Source organism: Streptomyces sp. WM6386 (genome assembly GCF_000972385.1).
Classification (GTDB): domain Bacteria; phylum Actinomycetota; class Actinomycetes; order Streptomycetales; family Streptomycetaceae; genus Streptomyces.
Window position 1 is genome coordinate 143,965 of sequence record NZ_JXTE01000013.1, and the last position, 23,009, is coordinate 166,973.

A 23,009-nucleotide genomic window follows, 5' to 3' on the forward strand; every position below is an offset into this window, starting at 1 on the left:
CACACCGGCGCCGACCGCAACAACGACGGCGAGGACGCGGTCGAGATCCTCAACGACCTGATGACCAACAACAGCGTCGACTCCACCGACCCGTTCGGCCTGTCCATCGACTCGCTCAGCATCAGCTCCGGCTACCCCGCGGCGATCAGTGACAGCACCGACCCGGTGCTGCACGGCTCGTTCGGCACCGTCACCAAGAGCCTGATCGCCAGCGGTACGACGGCCACCCTCGAGCCCGCGGACAACTCGGCCGTCAAGGGGCTGCTCTACCGCAGCGGTTACTCCGGCACCACTGGCGCCTTCTTCGCCACCAGCACCTTCGGCAGCGGAAAGATCGCCTTCTGGGGCGACAGCTCACCCATCGACGACGGCACCGGCCAGTCCGGCAACACGCTCTACGACGGCTGGAACGACACCGGCGCCACCAACGCGGCGCTCGCACTGAACGCCACCGAGTGGCTGTCCTCGTGACACCGACCCGCTGAGCCCACACAAGGGGGATGGCGGGTGCGGTCCCGGGACCGCACCCGCCATCGACTCACTCAGGAGATGCGGTGCACGAGCTGGGTGGTCAGCTCGTAACGGGCCCCTACGACGGCCAGTTCACCGGCGGCCACCTTCGCGGCGAGGTCGGGCTCCGCCGCGATGCGGGAGCGGACGGCCCGGATGTTGGCGTCGATGGTCGCGTCGACGCGGGCGTCGCCGTCCTTGGTGCGGTCTATGTTCGGTCGTATCTGGTCGGCCAGGTACTGGATGTGGGCCGGCAGCTGCGCACCGGAGATGTCGGTCTCGACGGCGGCCTTCACGGCGCCGCAGGACTGGTGCCCCAGGACCAGCACCAGCGGTATGCCGAGTTCGAGCACTCCGTACGCGACACTGCCGAGCACGGCCTCGTCCAGCACCTCACCGCCGCTGCGCACCGTCATCAGATCGCCGAGGCCCTGGTCGAAGACGAGCTCTGGGGGCACCCGGGAGTCGATGCAGCCGAGGACGAGGGCGAAGGGATGCTGTCCCGTCGCCAGGGCCTGACGGACGGCGGGTGATTCGTCGGGGTGCCGCTCGCGATAGGTGCGCCAGCGCAGATTGCCCGCCGCCAGTTCCCGCAGCGCCTCGTCGGGAGTGCCGGGTCGAGGACGCGTGCCGGTGGGGGTCGCCGAGGCGGGGGTCGCGCCGAGCGTGAGGCCGGCGCCGAGAGCCGCGGCGCCGGTGAGCCCGGCGCGCAGGAGTGCGCGGCGCCCGGCTCTGTGGGGAGTGTCTTGAGAGTTCACGGCGACGAACATATGACCGAGTCCGGCACCGGTCCGTCGCGTTGCCAAACCATGGCGAAGCGCGGGCAAAGCGTGACGTGATCTTGGGTGGATCTTGGTCTTCCCTGGTGCCGCCCTTGGTGCGGCGGCCTCCGCAACCGCCTTGCTGTGCGCTGCATTTGAGACAACCTGGCTCGAGAGAAGGTTCAGACCTGATCCCTGGAGAGCTCTTTGCGCAGGCCGTGCGGGAGTCGTCGCGGACGCCGGAGCGTGTGAATGAGTCAGGGCGGGAACCGGCCTTGTTTGTCCCGTTGATAGTTCAACGTCGGCGCTGCGAGAATCCCCGTCCCGACCCCGTTGTGACAATTCGCAGCGCGTGAATTTCTGATTCACAAATTCCCCACGAAGTCCGCACAGAGCGTGGCTCTGGCCTGCCTCCGCGCAAAGCAGCGAAGAAGGTGCATTGTGTCACGGCACTCCATGCCGTTCGGCGCGCCGCCGCCGTCCTCCGAAACTCCCCATGAATCCACGGAGTGGTCAGCGGTGGCGCACGATCCCGCCTACCCGACACTCCGCCGCGCCCACCGGCAGTTCGGAGTGCGGGCCACGGCCGTCGCCGTCGGCGGATTCCTGGTGTACGTCCTGCTGTCCAGCTTCGTTCCCGCCCTGATGAACCGCACCCTCAGCGGCCACCTCACCCTGGGACTGGCCCTGGGGCTCGGGCAGTTCCTGCTGATGGGCGTCATCGTGTGGCGCTACCTCGTGCACCACCGCACCCACGTCACACCCCTCGTCCGAGGTCTGCGCAGGCTCGCCCGCCACCAGGAGGCCGCAGGGCGGGCGCGAGTGAGCGCCGCTCCCCGTGAGGGGGGCCACCGCAGATGGTGACGACCGGTGCCGCGGTCGCGGACCGCTTCAGCCTGCAACTGACGCTCGTGCTCTTCCTGACCGTGGTCGTGGTCACCCTCTTCACCGCGTTGCTGACCGCACCGCAGGGCGACGAGATCAGCGAGTTCTACCTCGGCAACCGCATGATGTCGCCGCTGCGCAACGGGCTGGCCATGTGCGGCGACTACCTGTCGGCCGCGACCCTGCTGGGCAGCACCGGCCTGGTCGCCCTGACCGGCTACGACGGCCTGCTGTACCTGTGTGGCACCGCCGTCGCCTGGCTGATGGTCCTGCTGATCATCGCCGAACCCCTGCGCAATGCCGGCAGGTTCACCCTGGGCGACACCCTGGCGTACCGCCTGCCCCGCATGCAGCGACCGGTACGCCTCGCCCTGGCCGTCTGCACCCTCGCTGTCGCCACCCTCTATCTTGTCGCCCAACTCGTGGGCAGCGTGGCGCTGTTGACCCAGTTCACCGGCGAGCCCAGTGCCACCACCCGCACCCTGTGCGTGGTCGTCATCGGCACCATCGTCATCGTGTACGCCGCCATCGGCGGCATGCCCGGCGCCACCTTCATCCAGGTCGTCAAGGCCGTGATGCTGATCTGCGGGGTCACCGTCACCGCCGTGATGGTGCTGCACCGCTTCGACTGGAACATCGACGCCCTGCTGGCCGCCGCCGCGGACAACAGCGGTCAGGGCCAACGGTTCCTCGAACCCGGGCTGCGCTACGGCGGCAGCACCACCAGCAAACTGGACTTCTTCAGCCTTCAGTTGGCCATCGTGCTCGGCCTCGCCGCGCTTCCGCACGTGATGATGCGGCTCCTCGCCCCGAAGCAGGTCAGCGTTCTGCGCTCCTCGGTGGTGTGGGCCATGGGCCTGGTCAGCCTCGTCTGTCTGGCCGCGGGCATCCTCGGCCTGGGCGCCACCGCCATCGTGGGGCGCGACACCATCGCGCAGACCGACCGCAAGGGCGACGCCGCCGTCCTGCTGCTGGCCCAGGACCTCGGCGGCGGCATCCTGACCGCTCTGCTGTCCTGTCTGGCCTTCGTCACCCTCCTCGCCGTCGCCGCGGGCCTCACCCTGGCCGCGGCCTCCTCCCTCGCCCATGACCTCTACGGCGAGGTGATCCGCAAGGGCCGGGCGAAGCAGACCGAGGAACTGGCCGTGGCCCGTCTCGCGGCGGCCGTCATCGGTGTCCTCGGCATGCTGCTCGCGCTGATCTCCTGGGGCGCGAACACGGCGACACTGGCATTCCTCGCCTTCGCGATCGCCGCCTCCGCCCTCTTGCCGACACTCGTCTACACCCTGTTCTGGCGGCGGTTCACGGCTCAGGGCGCCCTGCTCAGCCTCTGCGGCGGCCTGTTGAGCTCCGTCCTGCTCGTGGTCTTCTCGCCGGTGGTTTCCTCCACTCCCTCCTCGCTCTACCCGTCCGCCGATTTCGCCCTGTTTCCCCTGCAGAATCCCGGCATTGTCTCCATTCCGGCCGGATTCCTCCTCGGTTGGCTGGGATCGGTGTTGAGCAGACCGCAATCGCCCGAAAGCTACGAGGACTTCGAGGTCCGCACCCTCGTCGGAGCGGACCAGGAGTGAACTGGATGATGACATGGGGAATTTGTGGAGTTTCTGTTCATCGTTGATCAGGGCTTGCGGCGACAACTTTCCGTACAGTAACTAGGTGAATCATGAAATTGTTCAGCCGTGACACTTCGTTCCGCCGCACGGAGCGCTCCGTCACGCCCCAGCCCCCCACCATGTCGACGGCGGCCGGCACCGCGCTCCTCCCGGACCCGGCGCTGGCGCCCCTGACCGGCGAATGGGTCATCGACCCCGCCCACAGCAGGATCGGCTTCTCCGTACGGCACGCGATGGTGACCACGGTCCGCGGAGCCTTCCCGGAGTACCAGAGCCGCCTGTACTTCGACGGCCGCGATCCGTCCCGCTCACAGGCGGAGATCGTGCTGTCGACCGGCAGCGTCGACACCGGCGTGGAACAGCGCGACGCCCACCTCGTGGGCCGTGACTTCCTCGACGCCCGGAACCACCCGCGCATGCGCTTCGCGAGCACCGCCGTGGAGATGGTTGGCAACGATGTCTACCGCATGACCGGCGACCTCACCATCAAGGCCACCACCCGCCCCGTGGTCCTGGAGCTCACCTACATAGGCCATGTCACCGACCCCTTCGGCTACCAGAGGGCCGGTTTCGACGGCACCACCACCATCAACCGCTCCGAATGGGGCCTGAACTACGACTCCAAACTGGCCGAGGGCGGCGCCATGGTGAGCGAGAAGGTCCGCCTCCAGTTCGACATCGCGGCGATCCGCACCGCGCCTGTCGGCTGACCCGTGCGGACCTCCGTGGCCGGTCACCGTCGTAGAAGCGACTCGATCCGAGGCTACGACGTCGCGGCCTGGCGCTGTTCCAGCCGGATGATCACGCTCTTCGACGTCGGGGTGTTGCTGATGTCCGCGACGCTGTCGAGCGGCACCAGGACATTGGTCTCCGGGTAGTACGCGGCGGCCGAACCCGGGGGAGTGGGGTAGGCGACGACACGGAAGGCATCCGCGCGGCGCTCCGAGCCGTCGGACCAGACGCCGACCAGGTCGACGAGGCTGCCGTCCGGCAGACCGAGGTCGGCGAGGTCGGCGGAGTTCACGAGGACGACGCGTCGGCCGCCCTTGATGCCCCGGTAGCGGTCGTCCATCGCGTAGGGAATGGTGTTCCACTGGTCGTGCGAGCGCAGGGTCTGCAGGATCAGATGGCCCTTCGGGGCCCGGAGCATCGTGAAGTCGTTGACGCTGAAGACGGCCTTCCCGCTGGGCGTCCGGAACACCTTCTCGTTGACCGGGTTGGGCAGCCGGAAACCGCCGGGGCGCCGTACCCGCTCGTCGAAGTCCTCGAAGCCTTCGACGACTCGGGAGATGCGGTCGCGGACGAGACCGTAGTCGGCCTCGAAGTCCTCCCAGGGGATCTCGGGTGCGGAGCCCAGGGCCTTGCGGGCGAGGCGGCTGATGATGGAGACCTCGCTCAGCAGCCGAGCGGACGCGGGGGCGAGCCGGCCGCGGGTGGCGTGGACCTCGCTCATGGAGTCCTCGACCGTCATGAACTGCTCCCCGCCCGCCTGGACGTCCCGGTCGCTGCGGCCGAGCGTCGGCAGGATGAGCGCCGTGCGCCCGCACACCGCGTGGGAGCGGTTGAGCTTCGTCGAGATGTGCGCGGTCAGACGGCAGTTGCGCATGGCGCGCTCGGTGACGTCGCTGTCGGGCGTGGCCCGCACGAAGTTGCCCGCGACACCGAGGAAGACCTTGGCCCGTCCGTCGACCATGGCCCGGATGGAGTCGACGGAGTCCAGACCGTGTGCCGTCGGCGCGGTGAAGCGGAACTCGTCGCCCAGCCGGTCCAGGAACGACTGGGGCATGCGCTCCCAGATGCCCATCGTGCGGTCGCCCTGCACGTTGCTGTGTCCGCGGACCGGGCACACCCCCGCGCCCGGGCGGCCGATGTTGCCGCGCAGCAGAAGGAAGTTGACGACCTCCCTGATGGTGGGCACACCGTGCTTGTGCTGTGTCAGGCCCATGGCCCAGCAGACGATGACACCACGGCTCCTCAGGACCCGTGCGTGCACCTGCTCGATCTCGTCCTGGCTCAGCCCCGTGGCCTCAAGGACCTCGTCCCACGACGTCGTGGCGCGCAGATGCTCGGCGAAGGCCTCGTAACCGGTGGTGTGCGCCTCGATGAACTCCCGGTCCAGGACGGTGCCCGGCTCCTTGTCCTCGGCCTCGATCAGCATCAGGTTCAGCGCCTGGAAGAGCGCCAGGTCACCACCGGGCCGGATCTGCAGGAACTGATCGGCCATGGCCGTGCCCCGGCCGACGACGCCGCGCGCCTTCTGGGGGTTCTTGAAGCGCATGAGCCCGGCCTCGGGCAGCGGATTGACCGCGACGACACTGCCACCGCGGCGCTTGGTCTCCTCCAGCGCGGACAGCATCCGGGGATGGTTGGTGCCGGGGTTCTGTCCTACGACGAAGACGAGGTCGGCGTTGTACAGGTCGTCGAGCGTGACGCTGCCCTTGCCGATGCCCAGGGTCTCGTTCAGCGCTGAGCCGCTGGACTCGTGGCACATGTTCGAGCAGTCCGGCAGGTTGTTGGTGCCGAAGGCCCGGGCGAACAGCTGGAGCAGGAACGCCGGCTCGTTGGCCAGCCGCCCGGAGGTGTAGAACAGCGCCTCGTCCGGGTGGTCCAGGGCGCGCAGCTCGTGGGCGAGCAGGTCCAGTGCCTCGTCCCAGCCGATGGGCTCGTAGTGGTCCGCGCCCTCGCGCAGCACCATCGGCTCGGTCAGCCGCCCCTGCTGGTTGAGCCAGTAGTCCGACTTACGGCTCAGCTCGTCGACCGAGTAGCGCTGGAAGAACTCGGCGGTCACCCGCCGGGACGTGGCCTCGTCGCTGATGTGCTTGGCGCCGTTCTCGCAGTACTCGTTGAGGTGCCGCCGGCCCGGCGCGGGCTCCGGCCAGGCGCAGCCCGGGCAGTCGATGCCCTTCGCCTGGTTGATGCTGAGCAGGGTCAGCGCGGTGCGTTTCGGCGAGGTCTGGCCCAGCGCGTACTGCAGGGCGTGCACGACCCCTGGAGTGCCCGCGGCCCAGGTCTTGGGAGCCGTCACCGACAGTTCGCTCTCATCCGGTTCGCCGATGTCCCGCATCGAGCACCACGCCCTCTCCCCAGCTGTTCGCCCCTCACTCTTGGCCAGCCCATCGGTCCAGGTCAAAGCGGTAGTGGTTATCGCGTGATAGGCCGTACCGATCACACCGGCGCAGCCGTCGGCCCCGGATCCCCGCGCGCGGTGGATCATTGAGGGGTGCTGCTCCGTCAACTCGAGTACCTCGTCGCCCTCGCCCGGGTCCGCCACTTCGCCAAGGCGGCGCAGGCCTGCTACGTCTCCCAGCCGGCCCTGTCCGAGGGCATCCGGAAGCTGGAGGAGGAGCTCGGCATCCCCCTGGTCCAGCGGGGACGCCGGTTCGACGGGCTCACCCCGGAGGGCGAGCGGGTCGTCCTGTGGGCCCAGCGGATTCTCGCCGACCGGGACGCCATGGAGAACGAGATCCAGGCGCTGCGGGCCGGACTCAGCGGCCGGCTGCGGATCGGGACCGTGCCCACGGCCTCCACGGCGGTGGGGCTGCTGACCCAGCCGTTCTGCGCCGCCAACCCGCTGGCGACCGTCCAGGTCTTCGCCGACCTGCGGGCCGAGGACATCGTGAACCGGCTGCGCGCATACGAACTCGACGCCGCCGTGACCTACCAGAGCTCGGTCGCGGACCACGACTTCAAGTTCGTCCCGCTGTACCGGGAACGCCACGTCCTTCTGACCCAGCGGTCCGCCCCCGACACCGGACCCGTGGACATCTCCTGGGAGGAGGCGGCCCAGTACCCCCTGTGCCTGCTGGACCCGATGATGCAGGGACGCCAGATCCTCGACGCGGTGTTCGCGACCGTCGGCGTCTCCGTCACCCCGCGCGTGGAGACCGACTCGATCGCCTCCCTGTTCGCCCAGGTCAGGGCCGGGCAATGGGCGAGCATCGTCCCGTACGCCTGGCTCCATGTCTTCGGCGTCCCCGCAGGGATGCATGCCGTCCCGCTGGTCCGGCCCGTCCGCTCCGAGCAGATCGGCCTGGTGCTCCCGGCCCGCGAGCCCGTCTCCGTGATCGGACAGGCGCTGATGGATGTGGTGGGCCGGTCGGGGATCTCGGCGGCGCTGGAGCGGCTGCCGGGATAGCCGGCGGGCGGCGGCGCCGGGCCGAGCAGGTGAGCACCACGCGCCCTGAGAGGCCGTCCGCGTCCAGCGGGCGGTGCGCTTGGCAGGCCTGCCCGATCGGCTCGGGCCTGCCCGGCCGTTGGGGTCCGCGGTCCGCGGGGTGATCCGGTCCGCTTCGGTCGCTTGGCGGGGGGTGGTCGAGCTCGGCCCGTTCCGGCGCGTACTGCGGTACGAACGGGTTCCGGATCACGATGCCGTGTTCACCCGGAACCCGTCTGCCTCGGCGAGCCGAAACGCCCTGCCCGTCGCCCGCGTCGCCCGCTCCGCCCGCTCCGCCCGCTCCGCCCGCGCCCGGCGGTCCGCGGACGGCTGGGCGTGGCCGGGACGTCCAGGTGTGCCGCGTAGGCTCCGTGCGTTCCGGAGTCGGCCGCCGCGGTCATGGCGGGGCCGTGGACGTCGGGACCGGTGCCGGCTCCCCGGCCGACGGACTTCCCTGTCCGATGGGCACGCACCTGCCGTCCTCGGCCTCGTCCTGGAGCCGGAGGAGCAGACCGGCAGGCGTGGGGGACCGCCGGGGCGCTGGTCAGTCGGTGGCGTGGGGCTCCCACGCCGCCTCGGGGTCCAGTGGCATGCCGGGCCGGTCCCGCTTGAACGCCTCGGCCTGCTCCTCGACCCTCGGCAGGGCATGGTCGGGGGCGCCGAATCCGCGGAACAGGGTCACGCAGTACTCACGGGCCAGGAAGGTCGCGTCCCACTGCCCGTCGGGGTTGACCCACTGGTAGGTGTGGTTGTGGAGGTTGAGGAACTGGAGAGTGGCCAGCCGCGGGGGCAGCGCACGGAAGGTGCCCTGGCCGACGGCCTCCGCCAGCAGCCCCGAGATGAGTTCCTCGAACTCGGAGCGCTGGCCCAGCAGGGTCTTCAACTCGGCACCGCTCAGACTGCGGTAGTCGTGTTCGTAGACCCAGATGTGGTCGAGCCTGCGGAAGATGATCGTCAGCAGCGACTCCGACAGCAGCCGCAGCCGCAGCAGCGGCTCCACGTCGAGTTCGGCGATCTGCCGGGTGCGGGACAGCAGCGGTCCCATCACCCGCGCCTGGATCTCGACGAGAAGGTTCTCCTTGGAGCCGATGTAGTAGTACAGCGCTCCCTTGGCGAGCCCGACCGCCCGGCCCAGGTCGCGTTGATGGAGGTGGCCGCGTATCCCTGGCGGGCGAACAGCTCCGCCGCGACGTCGATGATCTTCTGGCGTCTGACCTCGAAGCCCGGTCCGTGGCCCGGCGGTCGTGGCATGTGTTCTCTCCCCGCATGATGTGACGACGTATCGATCGAAACGGACTCCCGGGACCACGTCGGACGGCTTCGCGCACATCCGGGGGAAGTGGACCCGGGCATCCCTGAGTTTGCTAGACCAAACGGTACGTTAAAAGAGGGAGCTCAGGCAGGACATGGCCGGCTCTCCACGCGATCATCGCGTGGCCGCCAGTGGCTCGGGCACGGCGGGACCGCGACGAATACCGAGAGCCGCGAGACACTCACCCCGTGACGAGTGTTTCGAGTGAGGAGTGGCGCATGACCACGGTAGGTATTGCCACCGGTGCGGGTCGTGGGACGGGGGAGGCATGTGCGAGGCGCCTCGCCGCCATGGTGGACGTGCTGTTGCTCACCGACCGGAACGACGCGGCCGCGGCCGCGGTGGCGAAGGACCTGTCGGGCCGAGGGCGGGCCGTCGTCGAGTCGTTCGCGGTGGATGTCACCGACCTGGACAGCCTCGCCGACCTGGCCGGGCACGTCGGTGAGCTCGGCACGCTGCGTGCCGTGGCGCATGCCGAGAGCGTCGAGCCGGAGGACGCCGACTGGCGCGGGATCATCGAGGTCGACCTCGTGGGACCCGTCCTGCTCACCGAGGCGCTGCGGCCACTGGCCGGCGCCGGTGCGGCGTTCGTGTTCTGTGCCTCGGTGTCGCCGCTGATCGCCCACATCGAGCCCGACCCCGTCGTCGCGGCCGTATTGGACGACGCGGCGCAGGAGGGATTCCTCGACCAGCTCCGCGAGGCGATCGGCCCGGCGGTCGAGGACCCCGCGTGGGCCTATCCGTGGGCCACCTACGGAATGCAGCGCTTCGCCCGGGCCGAGGCAGTGCGGCTGGGGCCGGTGGGAGCACGCGCGTGCTCTGTGTCGCCCGGCGCGATCGACACCCCGCAGACCCGGCTGGAGGCGGCTCGGCACGAGGCCGTGCAGCAGCTCATCCGGCGCACACCGCTGGGCCGCACCGGTCGGTACGACGAGGTCGCCGCCGTCGCCGCGTTCCTGCTGTCGGACGAGGCGAGTTTCGTGAACGGTGTCGACATCGTCGTCGACGGCGGCCTGTGCGCCGCCGTGCAGGACGAGTGATACCGCACGCCGTCACACGCAGCGGCGGAGCGGGCTCATGACGCCATCGCCCTGAGGCTCTCGACATCGCTCAGCCGCTGCGCCGCGGAGTGTGCCAGGGGGCGGACCTGGAGTGTGGTGACTCCGGCGTTCCGGAACGCGCCGAGCCGTTCGGCGACGTAGGAGGCGGGGCCGATCAGAGAGGTGGCCCGCAGCAGTTCCGCGGGCACGGCGGCCGCGGCCTCGTCCTTGCGTCCGGACAGATACAGGTCCTGGATGGTGGCGGCCGCGGACCCGTACCCGTAGCGGCGGGCGAGGTCGTTGTAGAAGTTGTGGCCGCGGGCCCCCATTCCGCCGATGTACAGCGCCAGTTGGGGGCGGGCGAGATCGATCAGGTCTCTCACGTCCTCGCCGATGGCCAGGGGTGGTGAGGCCACCACGTCGAGCGCGCCGAGGGCCGGATCCCGTCGGGCCGTGCCGTCGGCCAGCGCCGGGCCCCATACCTCGGCCGCTCGCTCCGGGTGGAAGAACATCGGCATCCAGCCCTCGGCGATCTCCGCGGCCAGGGCCACGTTCTTCGGTCCGATGGCGGCGAGCACGATCGGGATGCGTGCGCGTACCGGCCGGTTGATGAGCTTGAGGGGCCTGCCCAGTCCAGTTCCCTGCTCGGGCGGGAGCGGTATCCGGTAGTGGCGGCCTTCGTGCACGACTTCTTCGCGGCGCCAGACGGACCGGCAGATCTCCACGATCTCACGGGTACGCGCCAAGGGGGCGGTGTACGGCTGTCCGTGGAAACCCTCGATCACCTGTGGCCCGGAGGCGCCGATGCCCAGGGTGAACCGTCCGTCGGAGACATGGTCGAGGCCTGCGGCCGTCATCGCCGTCAGGGTGGGCGTGCGGGTGTAGATCTGGAGGATCCCGGAGGCGATCTCGAGACGTTCGGTACGCGCCGCGATGAAACCGAGCTGGCTGATCGCGTCGAAAGAGTAGGCCTCGGGGACGAAGACGATGTCCAGCCCGGCCTTCTCGTAGTCACGAAGCCCGGCGACGGTCTCCTTGAAACCGCCGCTGTAGCTCAAGGGCATCCCGATACGCATCCCGATCCCACCCTTCCACGCCCGTTGAATAAAGTGCACTCTATAGACAGTTGGTTCCGGTCGGGCGCTCATACCCCTTCACTTTTGACACACGGTGCCATTAACCTCCGGACATCCGAGAGGAACGGTCCACGGCGCCCACGCGGCGCCACGGGATGCCCAGGGAGAGTCGCATGAACGAACTCCGCTCCGCCCCGACCGAAGAAGCCGCCGCCCCGACCGAAGAAGCCGCCGTCCTGGCCGAGACCGGCCAGGACGAGGCGCCGCCTTCACTGATCGAAGCCGAGGATCTCCTGGAGGAGATCTCCATCGACGGCATGTGCGGCGTCTACTAGGAGCCGCCCCATGACAACGATGGACCTCGACCGTGCCTGGGACCTGCATCCGCAGGTCTCGGTGCGGCCGGAACCCTTCGGCGCGCTGCTCTACCACTTCGGCACCCGCAGGCTGACGTTCCTCAAGGACCGCCGGCTGCTCGCGGTCGTGGAGCACCTCGCCCACACGCGCACGGCCCGGGACGCCTGTCTGGTCGCAGGCGTCGACGAAGCCGAACTCGCCCGCTACGGCCGGGCCCTGAGCGCGCTCGCCGAGTCGTCGATGCTCGTCGGAAGGACCTCATGACCGCCACACCGCGGCTGGTCGACCTCTTCGAGCACGGGCTCGACGCGCCGATCTGCCTCACCTGGGAGCTGACCTACGCCTGCAATCTGGCCTGCGCCCACTGCCTGTCCAGCTCCGGCCGACGCGATCCCCGCGAACTGACCACCGAGGAGGCCAAGGCCGTCATCGACGAGCTGGAGGCCATGCAGGTGTTCTACGTCAACATCGGCGGCGGCGAGCCCACCGTCCGCGCCGACTTCTGGGAGCTCCTGGACTACGCCACGGCCCACCGCGTCGGGGTCAAGTTCTCCACCAACGGCGTCCGGATCACTCCCGAGGCCGCCCGACGCCTCGCCGGCAACGACTATGTCGACGTCCAGATCTCGCTCGACGGCGCCACCGCCGACGTCAACGACGCGGTACGCGGGCCGGGTTCGTACGCCACGGCGCTCAAGGCCCTGGAGAACCTGGCCGCCGCCGGCATGAAGAACTTCAAGATCTCCGTGGTCTGCACCCGCCACAACATCCCCCAGCTCGACGACTTCAAGGCCCTCGCCGACCGCTTCGGCGCCCAACTGCGTCTGACCCGGCTGCGTCCCTCCGGCCGCGGCGCCGACATCTGGGACGAGCTGCACCCGACGGCCGCACAGCAACGCGAGCTGTACGACTGGCTGTTGGGCCACGGGGACAACGTGCTGACCGGGGACTCCTTCTTCCACCTCTCCGCGTACGGTCAGGCTCTGCCCGGTCTCAACCTGTGCGGCGCGGGACGCGTCGTCTGCCTGATCGACCCGGTCGGCGACGTCTACGCCTGTCCGTTCGCCATCCACGAGGAGTTCCTCGCCGGCAACGTCCGTGAACCGGGCGGCTTCCGTGGAGTGTGGCGCGACTCCGAGCTGTTCCGGCGGCTGCGCACCCCGCAGCACGGCGGGGCCTGCGCCTCCTGCGCGTTCTACGACACCTGCAAAGGCGGCTGCATGGCCGCGAAGTTCTTCACCGGGCTGCCACTGGACGGCCCCGACCCCGAGTGCGTGCAGGGGTACGGGGAGCAACTGCTGTCCCACCGTGACGGAATCCAGGTGCCGAAGCCGTCCGGCGACCACTCCCGCCGTACGGTCGATCTCGTCCTCGCCCGCCGGCCACCGGTCAGCGACTGCGACGAGAACCCGCTGGCCGGGCTCGTTCCAACAGCCACCGGAAAGGACAGGGCACATGCCTAGGAACCCCTGGTTCGAGACGGTCGCCGAAGCACAGCGCAGGGCGAAGAAGCGACTGCCGCGCTCCGTCTACGGCGCGCTCGTCGCCGGCTCGGAGCGTGGCCGCACGATCGACGACAACATCGCCGCCTTCGCCGAACTGGGCTTCGCCCCACGCGTCGTGGGCCACCAGGCCGAACGCGACCTGTCCACGACCGTCCTGGGCGTGCCCACCAAGTTGCCCGTGCTCATCTCACCCACCGGCGTACAGGCCGTCGACCCCGACGGCGAGGTGGCCGTGGCCCGCGCCGCGGCGAGCCGGGGCGTGATCATGGGACTCAGCTCGTTCGCGAACAAGCCCGTGGAGGAGGTCGCCGCAGCCCAGCCCGACTTCTTCTTCCAGCTCTACTGGAGCGGCACCCGCGACACCATGGTGCAGCGCATGGACCGGGCCAGGGCCGCCGGTGCCAAGGCGCTCATCGTCACCCTCGACTGGTCGTTCTCCCACGGCCGCGACTGGGGCAGCCCCGCCATCCCGGACAAGCTCGACCTCAGGACCATGCTGCGGTTCGCCCCCGACGTACTGCCCCGGCCCGGGTGGTTGTGGCGGTACGCCAGGTCCGGCCGCGTCCCCGACCTCACCGTGCCGAACCTGACGGCCCCCGGCGGCGGCGCCCCGACCTTCTTCGGCGCCTACGGCGAGTGGATGCAGACCCCGCCGCCCACCTGGGAGGACGTCAAGTGGCTGCGTGAGGAGTGGGACGGCCCCTTCCTCCTCAAGGGCGTGACCCGGGTCGACGACGCCAGACGGGCGGTCGACGCCGGTGTGACGGCCCTGTCCGTGTCCAACCACGGCGGCAACAACCTGGACACCACCCCGGCCACCATCCGGATCCTCCCCTCCGTCGCCGAAGCCGTCGGCGACCGGATCGAAGTCCTGCTGGACGGCGGGGTGCGCCGCGGCGGCGACGTCGCGAAGGCCCTCGCCCTCGGCGCCCGCGCCGTCCTGATCGGCCGCGCCTCCCTTTGGGGCCTGGCGGCGAACGGACAGGCCGGTGTCGAGAACGTGCTGGACATCCTGCGCGGCGGGCTGGACTCGGCCGTGCTGGGCCTCGGACACTCCCGCGTCCACGAGTTGGGACCCGGGGACCTGGTCATGCCCCCCGGCTTCCCGCTGACCCTGGGAGGCGGGGAACACCTCGTCACGGTCGGCTGAACATGGCCGAGCGTGGCGCCCTGGGTGACAGCGTCTGGCCGGCCGTGCCGACCGGGGCGCTCGTGCTGGTCCCGGTCGGCTCCACCGAACAGCACGGCCCGCACCTGCCGTTCGACACCGACACCAGGGTCGCCCACGCCGTCGCACGGCGGACGGCCGACGTCCTTCCCGGTCCGTCACTGGTGGCACCACCGCTCGCCTACGGCGCGAGCGGCGAACACGCGGACTTTCCGGGGACCGTCTCGATGGGACACGAGGCACTGCGCGCGGTGCTGGTGGAGCTGACGCGCTCCTTGTCCCTGTGGGCGGGCAGAGTCGTCTTCGTCAACGGCCACGGCGGCAACACCGCCGCCCTGGACACGGCCCTGGGACTGCTGCGCACGGAGGGCCACGACGTCGCCTGGACCGGTTGCGGGACACCCGGCGGCGACGCCCACGCCGGCCGTACGGAGACCTCCCTCATGCTGCACCTGGCGCCGGAGCGCGTACGTCTCGATGCCGCGGTCGCCGGCGACACACGACCGCTGACCGTCCTGCTGCCGGAGCTGGTGGCCCACGGCGTCCGCGCGGTCTCACCCTCCGGTGTCCTCGGCGATCCCACCGGCGCCTCGGCCGAGGAGGGGTGCCGGGTGCTGGACGCGACGGTGTCCACCACGGTCCGCCGGATCACGGCCTGGGCCGTCGACGGCCGGGGCCGCCTCGCCGCGGTGGAACGCCGATGACGCTTCCCGTCGGCTTCGTCGTCGAACTCGACCGGCACACCCGGGTGGTCGACGGCGGCCGCGCCCTCCTCGGCGGCTTCCCCACCCGGCTGCTGAGACTGACCCCGAGGGCCCGACGGCTCCTCGCCGGCAGAACGCTCCCCGTGCGGGACGCGGCGAGCGCACTCCTCGCCGACCGGCTCCTCGACACCGGCATGGCCCATCCCGTCCCCGCCTCGCTCCCGTCGCCCCCCGACCCCCGCTGCACGGTCGTCGTGCCGGTCCGCGACCGCCCGCGCCAACTGGACCGGCTGCTTTGGAGCATCGGTGCGGACACCCCCGTGATCGTGGTCGACGACGCCTCGCGACACCCGGCCGCCGTCGCCGAGGTCGCCGCCGAGCACGGCGCCCGGCTCGTCGCCCTCGCCGCCAACGTCGGACCGGGCGGCGCGCGCAACGCCGGACTCCGTCTGGTCACCACCCCGTTCGTGGTCTTCGCCGACTCCGACATCGTGCTGACCCCCGACACCGTCCCGACCCTGCTCCGGCACTTCGCCGACCCCCGCGTCGCCATGGCCGTCCCCCGCATCACCGGACTGCCCACCACCGCCACGACCTGGATCGAACGGTACGAGAACGCCAGATCCTCACTCGACCTCGGCGCCCATCCGGCCCCGGTACGCCCCGGCACCCCCGTCTCCTGGGCGTCCTCGGCCTGCGTCGCGGCCCGGGTGGACGCGCTGGCGGACGGCTTCGACGAGCGGATGCGGGTCGGCGAGGACGTCGACCTGTGCTGGCGGCTGGCCGCGGCGGGCCGCCGTGTGCGGTACGAGCCCGCCGTACAGGCCCACCACGAACATCGCGTGCGCCTGGGGGACTGGGTCCGGCGCAAGGCCGTCTACGGCAGCGGCGCCCACCCCCTGGCCCGGCGGCACCCCGCACACATCGCACCCGCCGTGTTCGCCCCGTGGAGCACGGTGTTCGCCGGCGCACTGCTCGCCCAACGGCGCTGGTCCGCCCCGGTCGCGGGAGCCGTCCTCGGCTTGGTCGGCGTACGCATCGCCCGCAAGCTCGACGGCACCCGGCACCCCTACCGCCTGGCCGCCCGGCTCACCGCCAACGGCGCGCTGGGCACCCTGGTCCAGACGTCCGCTCTGCTGACCCGCCACTGGTGGCCGCTGACGGTCGCCGGCTGTGCGCTCTCCCGCCGGGTGCGCCGGGCCACGACGGTCGCCGCGCTGGCCGACATCGCCCTCGAGTACCGGCGTGATCAAGCCACTCTCGACCCTCTCCGCTACGGCGTCGCCCGCCGCCTCGACGACCTCGCGTACGGCGCCGGCGTCTGGTTCTCCGCCCTCAAGGGCCGCTCAACCGCCGCGCTGCGCCCCCGCGTCACGCGCTGAGGCCGGTCCCAGTCCCGGTCAGCGGAAAGCACACAGCGGGCGCCGGTCCCACCCCCCGACACTGAGGCCGTCCGGCCGTCGGCGACGTGCGGCCCGTGCGAGGGATCAGTCACCAGGAGGTGTGCGGAGTGACGCATGAAGTGGTCGGCCGTGTCGAGGAGTTCGGTGGGGAACTGGCCGGGCTCGCCGACGAGAACGAGTCACTCGGCAAGCTGAGCGACCGGACCGTCGAACTGCTCCGGTCCGCAGGGGTCATACGGCTGCTGCAACCCAAGGAGTTCGGCGGATTCGGCGCTCACCCCCGGGACTTCGCGGAAGCGGTGATGGCGGTCGCCCGGCACGACGGCGCCGCCGGCTGGGTGTGCGGTGTCGTCGGGGTCCATCCGTGGGAACTGGCCCAGATGGACCCGCGGCTCGCCCACGAGGTGTGGGACGACGACCCGGACACCTGGATCGCCTCGCCCTACATGCCCAACGGTGTCGCCGACCCGGTGGACGGCGGCTACGTCCTCAGCGGACGCTGGCCGTTCTCCTCCGGCAGCGACCACTGCCGCTGGGACTTCCTCGGCGCGCTCCTCGGGGACGGCAAGGGGATGCCCGCCGGGCCCATCACCGTGATGCACGTAGTGCTGCCCCGCTCCGACTACGAGATCATCGACGGCACCTGGGACGTCGTCGGACTGGCGGGCACCGGCAGCAAGGACGTCGTCGTCGACAAGGCGTTCATCCCCGAGTACCGCACGATCCGGCAGGAAGCGGTCCAGGAGGGGACGGCCGCCGAGTCGTTCGGACTCACCGACACCCTGTACAAGCTGCCGTTCAGCTCGATGTTCCCGCTCGGCATCACCGCGGCCGTCATCGGCATGTGCGAGGGCGCCCTCGCCCTCCACCTGGCCCAACAGCGCGACCGGGTCGCCGTGACCGGCGTCCAGGTGCGCGACGACCCGTACGTCCTCTACGCCGCGGGGGAGGCCGCCGCCGAGATCGCCGCCTCACGGGTCCAACTCATCGACGGCATCAGCCGGTTGTACGACCAGGTCGAGGCCGGCAAGCCGATCCGTGTCGAGGACCGCGCCAATGTACGGCGCAACCAGATCCGCTGCGCCTGGCGTGCCGTCTCGGCGCTGGACGAGATCTTCGCGAGGTCCGGCGGCAACGCGATCCGCCGCAACAACCCCATGCAGCGGTACTGGCGGGACGCCCACGTCGGACTCCAGCACATGATCCATGTGCCCGGCACCGCCTATCACGCCAACGCCCTGGCACAGATGGGGCTTGAGCTGCCCGAGTCGATGCGCATCCTGATATGAGCCGTCAGTTCCGCGACGTGCTGGGCAACTTCCCCACCAGCGTGGTCGCGATCACCACCACGGACGCCGAGGACCAGCCGCACGGCATGATCGTGGGCACTTTCACCTCCGTGTCGCTCGACCCGCCCCTGGTCTCCTTCCTGGCGGACCGCTCCTCCACGACCTTGCGGACGATCACGGCCGCGGGCCGCTTCTGCGCCAACGCGCTCGCGGGCAACCAGGAGCGGCTCTCCCGGCGGATGGCGAGCGGTCCGGCGCGGGAGCGGTTCGCGGACACGACCTGGCAGGCGTCACCCCTGGGCAATCCCGTCCCGGACGGAGTCGTCGCCTGGGTCGACTGCACGGTGGAACAGGTCGTCGAGATCGGAGATCACCTGTTGGTCGTCGGGCGGGTCCATGACCTGCGCGTCGAGTCGCCGGGGACCCCGCTGCTGTTCTTCCGGGGCGGATACGGCGACTACCTGTCGAGCGCGGGTCAGCTGCTCGACAGCCTCGTGGGCTGGCACGAGATCGGTCGATAGACACCGGTCGGCAGAAATAGGGAGCCGCAAATGAAGAAGGACCTCTACATAAGACTGCAAAGAATATCGGCGTGGTGCGGCGTCATCCTCTTCGTGGGATTCCTCGTCGCGTTCGCCGTGGGCCACCTCACTCCGCCGATGAGCCCGACGGAAAGCCCCGAGGACGTCGTCGCCTTCCTCAAGGACCACCGTACGGGGATCCTCACCTGTGTCGCCCTGATGGTTCTGCTCGTCCCGTTCGAGTACCCGTACGTCATCGTGACGAGCATGCAACTGCGCCGGGTCGAGGGCGGCTGGGGGCTGCTGTCCATGACCCAGCTCACCACGGGTGTGGTGGCCCCGATCGGGTTCTTCTTCCCGCTCGCGATCCTCGCCGCCGCGGCCTACCGACCGGAGAGCCACTCCGTCGACGTCCTGACCGCGATGGTCGACACCTTCTGGCTCATGTTCGTGGGCAACGCCTGCATCTTCGTCCTCCAGGTCTGGTCGATCGGATACGCCGCGTTCATCGACCACACCCGGGAGAAGCCGCTCTTCCCGCGCTGGTACGGCTGGCTCAGCATGGTGCTGGGAGTGACACTCATCCCGGGCGCCTTCGTCTTCCTCAACCAGGACGGGCCGCTCGCCTGGAACGGACTTCTGGCGAACATCATCCCCTCGGCCGCGTACGCGGTGTGGAAGATCGCCACGCCGTACGTGCTGCTGAAGGCGATCACGAACGAGGAGAAGGAACTGGCCGGCAAGCCGGCGAACGAACCGGTGACCGTGTAGGACAGCCGCAACGCGTGTGGCCCCGCGACAGTCGTCGCGGGGCCACAGGCGTGTACGGAGTTCTACAGGGAGAGCGCGAACCCGCCCGTCACGCGCAGGGTCTCGCCGGTGACGAAGGACGCCTTCGACGAGACCAGGTACAGCAGCGCCTCGACGATGTCCTGCTCCCGGCCCTCCTGCCGGAGGATCTGCTCTCCGAGGACGCGCTCCGCCTCGGCCGGGGACAGCTGGGCGCGCACGGTGTCGGTGAGGATCAGGCCCGGCGCGATCGCGTTGACGCGGATCCCGGCGGCGGCGAACTCGCGCGCGAAGGACACCGTCAGGCCGCGTACGGCGAGCTTGGAGACGCCGTAGATGCTGCGGTTCGCGTACGCCGCCGACGAGGAGATGTTGACGATGGAGGCGCCGGGCCGGCCCCGCATGGCCTCATGGGCCGCGAGCGAGCAGATGACGGTGCCCATGACGTTGACATCGAGAACCCGCCGCACCTTGGCGAGGCCGAGCTCGGTGAACGGCTTGTTGTAGGCGGCGTGCAGGCCCGCGTTGTTGACCAGGATGTCGAGCCCGCCGTGGCGTTCGACGACCTCGCTGACGACCGCGCCGACCTCCTCCTCGTCGGCCACGTCACACGCGACTCCGGTCGCGCGCAGGCCCTTGGCGGTGAGTTCCGTCGCCGCCTCGGCCGCCGCCGCGCCGTCGATGTCGGCGAGCACGACATGTGCGCCCAAGGCCGACAGCGCCTCGCCGAAGGCCTTGCCGAAGCCGCGGCCGCCGCCGGTGATCAGCGCCACTCTGCCGTGATGTTCCATCAGCACGTCCTTACTTGGGGCCGAACCGCTGGCCGGCGTCGAGACGCAGGCACTGGCCGTTCAGCATCGGGTTGTCGACCACGGCGAGGGCGAGCTTCGCGTACTCCTCGGGGCGGCCCAGCCGCCTGGGGAACGCGGCGTCCTTCACCAGCGCGGCCCGGGTCTCGGCGGGGATCTTCTCGGTGGCGCCCGTCTCGAACAGGCTGGGCGCGAGGGCGACGACCCGGATGCCGAGCGAGCCGAGGTCGCGGGCCATGGTGAGGCTCATGCCGGCGATCGCGGCCTTGGCGGCCGAGTAGGCGACCTGGCCGATCTGCCCCTCGAATGCGGCGATCGACGAGGTGTTGACGATGACGCCCCGCTCGCCGTCGGGTTCCTCGGGCTCGTTGCGGCTCATGTGCGCGGCGGCGAGGCGGCTGATGTTGAAGGTGGCGACGGCGTTCAGATCGAGGACCCGGCGGAAGGTGTCCAGGTCGTGCGGACCGTCCTTGCCGAGTGTGCGGCGTACGCTGCCGCCGCCCGCCGTGGTGACCGACACATGCAGACCGCCGAGGGTGTCGACGGCGGCGGCCAGCGCGCTCTCGGTCGCCTCGAAGTCGGTCACGTCGACGGGGTGGAAGCTCGCGCCCAACGCGGCGGCGACCTCGGCTCCGGCCGAGGCCGGACGGTCCAGTACGGCGACGTCGGCGCCGCGGGCCGCGAGCAGCTCGGCGGTCGCCCGGCCCATACCGGAGGCGCCGCCGAACACCACGGCCTTCTTGCCCTTGATCTCCATCGGGAACCTTTCGGATCGTCCGCTCAGGCGGACCTGGCGGGTCTGGGTGACGGCCGCAAGAGGGCGCACAGCCGGTCGCGGTGCACGGCGGCGTCGCCGTACAGCACGCTGTCCGCCCGGGCCCGGCGCAGATGGAGATGGAGGTCGTGCTCCCAGGTGAAGCCGATGCCGCCGTGCAACTGGAGTGCCCTGGCGGCGACTTCGCCGGCCTCGGCGGCGACGTACGAGGCGGCGGCGCAGGCGGCCCGGGCGGCGTCGTGCGCGCCCGCGTCGGCGGCCATCGCCGCGTAGGAGGTGGCGGCCCGGGCGCCGTGCACCAGCAGGGCCATGTCGGCGCAGGCGTGCTTGACGGCCTGGAACGTTCCGATCGGCCGCCCGAACTGCACACGGGACCTGGTGTGTTCGACCGTGAGCTCCAGCATGCGGTCCATCACCCCGAGCGCGTCGGCGCAGCGGAGCACGGACGCCTGGTCGAGCAGCCACTGGATCTCGTCGGGCCCGGCGGCGAGGCGGCGCTGGTGCGGGACGCGTACGTCCTCGAAGCGGACCTCGTGGAACGAGCGGGTCAGATCCAGGACTTGCTGGCGACGGACGGCGACGCCGGGCGCCTCCCGGTCGACGAGGAACGATGCGGGGACCCCGTCGTCCTGGCGTGCGGTGACGAGCAGCCAGCGGGCACCGCCCGCATCCTGCACCGCCGTCTTGACCCCGCGGAGGACGACCGCGTCCCCGTCGGTCCGGGCGGTGGCGTGGACGCCGTCGAGCGACCACGGGGCACGTGGCTCGGCGAAGGCCCAGGTGGCCCAGCCGTCCCCCGCCGCGAGCATGGGCAGCACCTCGGTGCGCAGTTCGGGAGATCCCGTGGCGGCGAGTGCGCGGCCGACGATCGCGGTGGGTGCGAAGGGGCCCCGCCCGAGCGCTCGCCCGATCTCCTCGGCGACGAGCGCGAGTTCGATCAGGCCCTGGCCGGCGCCGCCGTACTCCTCGGGCAGGCCCAGACCCGGCCAGCCGAGGTCGGCCGTCAGCCGCCACACCTCGGGATCGACGTCCTCGTCGCGATCGGCCCATGCCCGTACGTGCTCCGCCGGGGCCCGGTCCGACAGCAGGTCGCGCGAGGCCTCGCGCAACATGCACTGCTCCTCGCTGAGCTCGAAGTTCACTCCAACAAGGTATCCTCTTTTCCAGTCATGGTCGAGATGTCGGCGCGAGTTACTGACCTTGCTGGCGTGATGTCGCGGGGGCTGACAAGTTGTGGTTGTGGCAGTAGGCCGGTCACATGAGGTATCCGCAAGGGGGCGGGTTGACCGGTCGGGCGTTTCGCGAGCACATCCGGATGCAGGCGGCCGAGTTGTTCGCCTTGGGACACGACAGTTCCACGGTCGCCAAGCAGTTACGTGTCAGTGTGCGGTCGGTACAGCGGTGGCACCAGGCGTGGGAGCACGGCGGAACACCGGCTCTGGAGTCGAGGGGGCCGGCGTCCAGGCCCAAGCTGAGTGAGGCACTGTTCGCCGTGCTCGAGCAGGAGCTGGCCAAGGGGCCGGTCGCGCACGGCTGGCCGGACCAGACCTGGACGCTGGCTCGGATCAAGACGCTGATCGGGCGCCGGTTCCACAAGAGCATGACGCTGTCGGCCATCGCTCAGATGCTGCACCGGCACGGCTTCAGCCACCAAGTCCCGGCCCGCCGGGCGATCGAGCGCGACGAGGAAGCCGTCACCGGCTGGGTGAAGGAGACCTGGCCCCAGGTGGAAACGCCGTGGCGGCGCTCGGGGCCTGGCTCTGCTTCGAAGACGAAGCAGGTTTCTCGATGACGCCGCCCACCGTCCGCACCTGGTCCCGACGCGGGCACACGCCCGTCATCCGGGTGCGGGGACGCTCTCAACGCCGTTTCTCCATCGCCGCTCTGGCCTGCTACAAGCAGGGCGAACGCTCACGGCTGATCTACCGGCCCAAGCGGCACGTCGATCACAAGCGGGGCGGCAGACGCAGTTTCACCTGGACCGAATACCGCGACCTGCTCATCGCCGCCCACCAGCAGCTCGGCACACCGATCGTGCTCGTATGGGACAACCTGAACGTCCACAGAGACCACCGGCTGAGGGAGTTCATCGACACCTGCGACTGGATCACCTGCTATTTCCTGCCGCCCTATGCACCCGACCTCAACCCCGTCGAGGGCGTCTGGTCACTGCTGCGACGCAGCAGCCAGGCCAATACCGCCTTCACCGACCCCGACCACCTCATGCGGGCACTGCGCCGCGGTCTCCGCGAGATCCAGTACCGAAGCAACCTCATCGACGGATGCTTCACCGAAACTGGCCTCACCTTGCCGACATCACGGCAACAAGGTCAGTAGCG

Annotated in this window: 22 protein-coding genes and 1 pseudogene; 16 read left to right on the forward strand and 7 right to left on the reverse strand. The window is 70.2% G+C overall.

The window, feature by feature from the left end:
• Nucleotides 1-586: pseudogene (locus TN53_RS48215) on the forward strand (hydrolase); the annotation flags it as partial.
• On the opposite strand, the gene TN53_RS11040 reads toward TN53_RS48215, so the two are convergent.
• Complete coding sequence (locus TN53_RS11040; RefSeq protein WP_046258294.1) at nucleotides 543-1,280, reverse strand: carbonic anhydrase; 738 nt, start codon at nucleotides 1,278-1,280, stop codon at nucleotides 543-545. The pseudogene TN53_RS48215 and the gene TN53_RS11040 overlap by 44 nt on opposite strands.
• A 510-nt stretch (nucleotides 1,281-1,790) precedes the next feature.
• On the opposite strand from TN53_RS11040, the gene TN53_RS11045 reads away from it, so the two are divergent.
• The 3 genes from TN53_RS11045 (at nucleotide 1,791) to TN53_RS11055 (ending at nucleotide 4,479) form a co-directional block, all read left to right on the forward strand.
• Nucleotides 1,791-2,135, forward strand: a complete 345-nt coding sequence (locus TN53_RS11045) for a DUF485 domain-containing protein (protein WP_234441557.1) — start codon at nucleotides 1,791-1,793, stop codon at nucleotides 2,133-2,135.
• Nucleotides 2,129-3,727, forward strand: coding sequence for a cation acetate symporter (locus tag TN53_RS11050; protein ID WP_046258296.1), 1,599 nt, complete (start codon nucleotides 2,129-2,131; stop codon nucleotides 3,725-3,727). The genes TN53_RS11045 and TN53_RS11050 overlap by 7 nt, the downstream gene beginning before the upstream one ends.
• Nucleotides 3,728-3,819: 92 nt before the next feature.
• Nucleotides 3,820-4,479: a YceI family protein gene (locus TN53_RS11055; protein ID WP_046258297.1), complete on the forward strand. Its 660-nt coding sequence runs from the start codon at nucleotides 3,820-3,822 to the stop codon at nucleotides 4,477-4,479.
• Between the two features lie 53 nt (nucleotides 4,480-4,532).
• On the opposite strand, the gene TN53_RS11060 is transcribed toward TN53_RS11055, so the two are convergent.
• Nucleotides 4,533-6,833, reverse strand: a complete 2,301-nt coding sequence (locus tag TN53_RS11060; RefSeq protein WP_046258298.1) for an FdhF/YdeP family oxidoreductase — start codon at nucleotides 6,831-6,833, stop codon at nucleotides 4,533-4,535.
• 156 nt (nucleotides 6,834-6,989) lie between these two features.
• On the opposite strand from TN53_RS11060, the gene TN53_RS11065 reads away from it, so the two are divergent.
• Complete coding sequence (locus TN53_RS11065) at nucleotides 6,990-7,904, forward strand: LysR family transcriptional regulator (RefSeq protein ID WP_046258299.1); 915 nt, start codon at nucleotides 6,990-6,992, stop codon at nucleotides 7,902-7,904.
• A 562-nt stretch (nucleotides 7,905-8,466) separates the two neighbouring features.
• Here TN53_RS11065 and TN53_RS11075 read toward each other — a convergent pair.
• Nucleotides 8,467-8,967 (reverse strand): hypothetical protein, encoded by a 501-nt coding sequence (locus TN53_RS11075; protein ID WP_234441559.1) that lies wholly within the window; start codon nucleotides 8,965-8,967, stop codon nucleotides 8,467-8,469.
• A 485-nt stretch (nucleotides 8,968-9,452) separates the two neighbouring features.
• Here TN53_RS11075 and TN53_RS11080 point away from each other — a divergent pair, with 485 nt between their 5' ends.
• The gene (locus TN53_RS11080) at nucleotides 9,453-10,274 is read left to right on the forward strand and encodes an SDR family oxidoreductase (protein WP_046258301.1); all 822 of its coding nucleotides are present in this window, start codon (nucleotides 9,453-9,455) and stop codon (nucleotides 10,272-10,274) included.
• A gap of 35 nt (nucleotides 10,275-10,309) precedes the next feature.
• On the opposite strand, the gene TN53_RS11085 is transcribed toward TN53_RS11080, so the two are convergent.
• Nucleotides 10,310-11,350, reverse strand: coding sequence for an LLM class F420-dependent oxidoreductase (locus TN53_RS11085; RefSeq protein ID WP_046258302.1), 1,041 nt, complete (start codon nucleotides 11,348-11,350; stop codon nucleotides 10,310-10,312).
• Between the two features lie 173 nt (nucleotides 11,351-11,523).
• Between TN53_RS11085 and mftA the strand changes: the two genes are divergently transcribed.
• The 9 genes from mftA to TN53_RS11125 all read left to right on the forward strand — a co-directional run bounded on the left by mftA (nucleotide 11,524) and on the right by TN53_RS11125 (nucleotide 19,068).
• Nucleotides 11,524-11,685, forward strand: a complete 162-nt coding sequence (mftA, locus tag TN53_RS44405) for a mycofactocin precursor MftA (protein WP_063776242.1) — start codon at nucleotides 11,524-11,526, stop codon at nucleotides 11,683-11,685.
• A 10-nt stretch (nucleotides 11,686-11,695) separates the two neighbouring features.
• Nucleotides 11,696-11,971 (forward strand): mycofactocin biosynthesis chaperone MftB, encoded by a 276-nt coding sequence (mftB, locus tag TN53_RS11090; RefSeq protein ID WP_046258303.1) that lies wholly within the window; start codon nucleotides 11,696-11,698, stop codon nucleotides 11,969-11,971.
• A complete protein-coding gene (gene mftC, locus TN53_RS11095; protein WP_046258304.1) occupies nucleotides 11,968-13,170 on the forward strand; it encodes a mycofactocin radical SAM maturase in 1,203 nt (400 codons plus the stop codon). The genes mftB and mftC overlap by 4 nt, the downstream gene beginning before the upstream one ends.
• Nucleotides 13,163-14,362 (forward strand): pre-mycofactocin synthase MftD, encoded by a 1,200-nt coding sequence (mftD, locus tag TN53_RS11100; RefSeq protein WP_046258305.1) that lies wholly within the window; start codon nucleotides 13,163-13,165, stop codon nucleotides 14,360-14,362. Before mftC ends, mftD begins: the two co-directional genes overlap by 8 nt.
• Before the next feature lie 2 nt (nucleotides 14,363-14,364).
• Nucleotides 14,365-15,084, forward strand: coding sequence for a mycofactocin biosynthesis peptidyl-dipeptidase MftE (gene mftE, locus TN53_RS11105; RefSeq protein ID WP_046258306.1), 720 nt, complete (start codon nucleotides 14,365-14,367; stop codon nucleotides 15,082-15,084).
• Nucleotides 15,081-16,466 carry a mycofactocin biosynthesis glycosyltransferase MftF gene (gene mftF / locus TN53_RS11110; protein WP_046258307.1) on the forward strand — a complete coding sequence of 462 codons (1,386 nt, stop codon included), beginning with the start codon at nucleotides 15,081-15,083 and terminating at the stop codon, nucleotides 16,464-16,466. The genes mftE and mftF overlap by 4 nt, the downstream gene beginning before the upstream one ends.
• Nucleotides 16,467-16,594: 128 nt before the next feature.
• On the forward strand, nucleotides 16,595-17,776 hold the full coding sequence (locus tag TN53_RS11115) for a hydroxylase (protein WP_046258308.1): 1,182 nt from the start codon (nucleotides 16,595-16,597) through the stop codon (nucleotides 17,774-17,776).
• On the forward strand, nucleotides 17,773-18,297 hold the full coding sequence (locus TN53_RS11120; protein ID WP_046258309.1) for a flavin reductase family protein: 525 nt from the start codon (nucleotides 17,773-17,775) through the stop codon (nucleotides 18,295-18,297). Before TN53_RS11115 ends, TN53_RS11120 begins: the two co-directional genes overlap by 4 nt.
• A 30-nt stretch (nucleotides 18,298-18,327) precedes the next feature.
• Complete coding sequence (locus TN53_RS11125) at nucleotides 18,328-19,068, forward strand: hypothetical protein (RefSeq protein WP_046258310.1); 741 nt, start codon at nucleotides 18,328-18,330, stop codon at nucleotides 19,066-19,068.
• 62 nt (nucleotides 19,069-19,130) lie between these two features.
• Here TN53_RS11125 and TN53_RS11130 read toward each other — a convergent pair whose 3' ends face one another.
• Genes TN53_RS11130 through TN53_RS11140 form a run of 3 tightly spaced genes read right to left on the reverse strand, consistent with a single transcriptional unit; the run spans nucleotide 19,131 to nucleotide 21,812 of the window.
• Nucleotides 19,131-19,877 (reverse strand): SDR family NAD(P)-dependent oxidoreductase, encoded by a 747-nt coding sequence (locus TN53_RS11130; protein ID WP_046258311.1) that lies wholly within the window; start codon nucleotides 19,875-19,877, stop codon nucleotides 19,131-19,133.
• A 10-nt stretch (nucleotides 19,878-19,887) separates the two neighbouring features.
• Nucleotides 19,888-20,652: an SDR family NAD(P)-dependent oxidoreductase gene (locus TN53_RS11135; protein WP_046258312.1), complete on the reverse strand. Its 765-nt coding sequence runs from the start codon at nucleotides 20,650-20,652 to the stop codon at nucleotides 19,888-19,890.
• 23 nt (nucleotides 20,653-20,675) lie between these two features.
• Nucleotides 20,676-21,812 carry an acyl-CoA dehydrogenase family protein gene (locus TN53_RS11140; protein ID WP_046258313.1) on the reverse strand — a complete coding sequence of 379 codons (1,137 nt, stop codon included), beginning with the start codon at nucleotides 21,810-21,812 and terminating at the stop codon, nucleotides 20,676-20,678.
• A 116-nt stretch (nucleotides 21,813-21,928) separates the two neighbouring features.
• Here TN53_RS11140 and TN53_RS49495 point away from each other — a divergent pair.
• Nucleotides 21,929-23,007 (forward strand): IS630 family transposase gene (locus tag TN53_RS49495; RefSeq protein ID WP_420719094.1). Its coding sequence is split into 2 segments (ribosomal slippage): nucleotides 21,929-22,366 and nucleotides 22,369-23,007, totalling 1,077 coding nucleotides; the frame shifts between segments, so codons are not numbered across the junction.
• The last annotated feature ends 2 nt before the right edge of the window (nucleotides 23,008-23,009 follow it).

Coding starts and splice junctions, on each gene's coding strand:
- TN53_RS11040 (WP_046258294.1), bottom strand. CDS start 1,280: ATGTTCGTCGCCGTGAACTCTCAAGACACTCCCCACAGAGCCGGGCGC.
- TN53_RS11080 (WP_046258301.1), top strand. CDS start 9,453: ATGACCACGGTAGGTATTGCCACCGGTGCGGGTCGTGGGACGGGGGAG.
- mftA (WP_063776242.1), top strand. CDS start 11,524: ATGAACGAACTCCGCTCCGCCCCGACCGAAGAAGCCGCCGCCCCGACC.
- mftB (WP_046258303.1), top strand. CDS start 11,696: ATGACAACGATGGACCTCGACCGTGCCTGGGACCTGCATCCGCAGGTC.
- TN53_RS11050 (WP_046258296.1), top strand. CDS start 2,129: ATGGTGACGACCGGTGCCGCGGTCGCGGACCGCTTCAGCCTGCAACTG.
- TN53_RS11060 (WP_046258298.1), bottom strand. CDS start 6,833: ATGCGGGACATCGGCGAACCGGATGAGAGCGAACTGTCGGTGACGGCT.
- TN53_RS11135 (WP_046258312.1), bottom strand. CDS start 20,652: ATGGAGATCAAGGGCAAGAAGGCCGTGGTGTTCGGCGGCGCCTCCGGT.
- TN53_RS11075 (WP_234441559.1), bottom strand. CDS start 8,967: ATGGGACCGCTGCTGTCCCGCACCCGGCAGATCGCCGAACTCGACGTG.
- TN53_RS11120 (WP_046258309.1), top strand. CDS start 17,773: ATGAGCCGTCAGTTCCGCGACGTGCTGGGCAACTTCCCCACCAGCGTG.
- TN53_RS11130 (WP_046258311.1), bottom strand. CDS start 19,877: ATGGAACATCACGGCAGAGTGGCGCTGATCACCGGCGGCGGCCGCGGC.
- TN53_RS11125 (WP_046258310.1), top strand. CDS start 18,328: ATGAAGAAGGACCTCTACATAAGACTGCAAAGAATATCGGCGTGGTGC.
- mftC (WP_046258304.1), top strand. CDS start 11,968: ATGACCGCCACACCGCGGCTGGTCGACCTCTTCGAGCACGGGCTCGAC.
- mftD (WP_046258305.1), top strand. CDS start 13,163: ATGCCTAGGAACCCCTGGTTCGAGACGGTCGCCGAAGCACAGCGCAGG.
- mftF (WP_046258307.1), top strand. CDS start 15,081: ATGACGCTTCCCGTCGGCTTCGTCGTCGAACTCGACCGGCACACCCGG.
- TN53_RS11055 (WP_046258297.1), top strand. CDS start 3,820: ATGAAATTGTTCAGCCGTGACACTTCGTTCCGCCGCACGGAGCGCTCC.
- TN53_RS11085 (WP_046258302.1), bottom strand. CDS start 11,350: ATGCGTATCGGGATGCCCTTGAGCTACAGCGGCGGTTTCAAGGAGACC.
- mftE (WP_046258306.1), top strand. CDS start 14,365: ATGGCCGAGCGTGGCGCCCTGGGTGACAGCGTCTGGCCGGCCGTGCCG.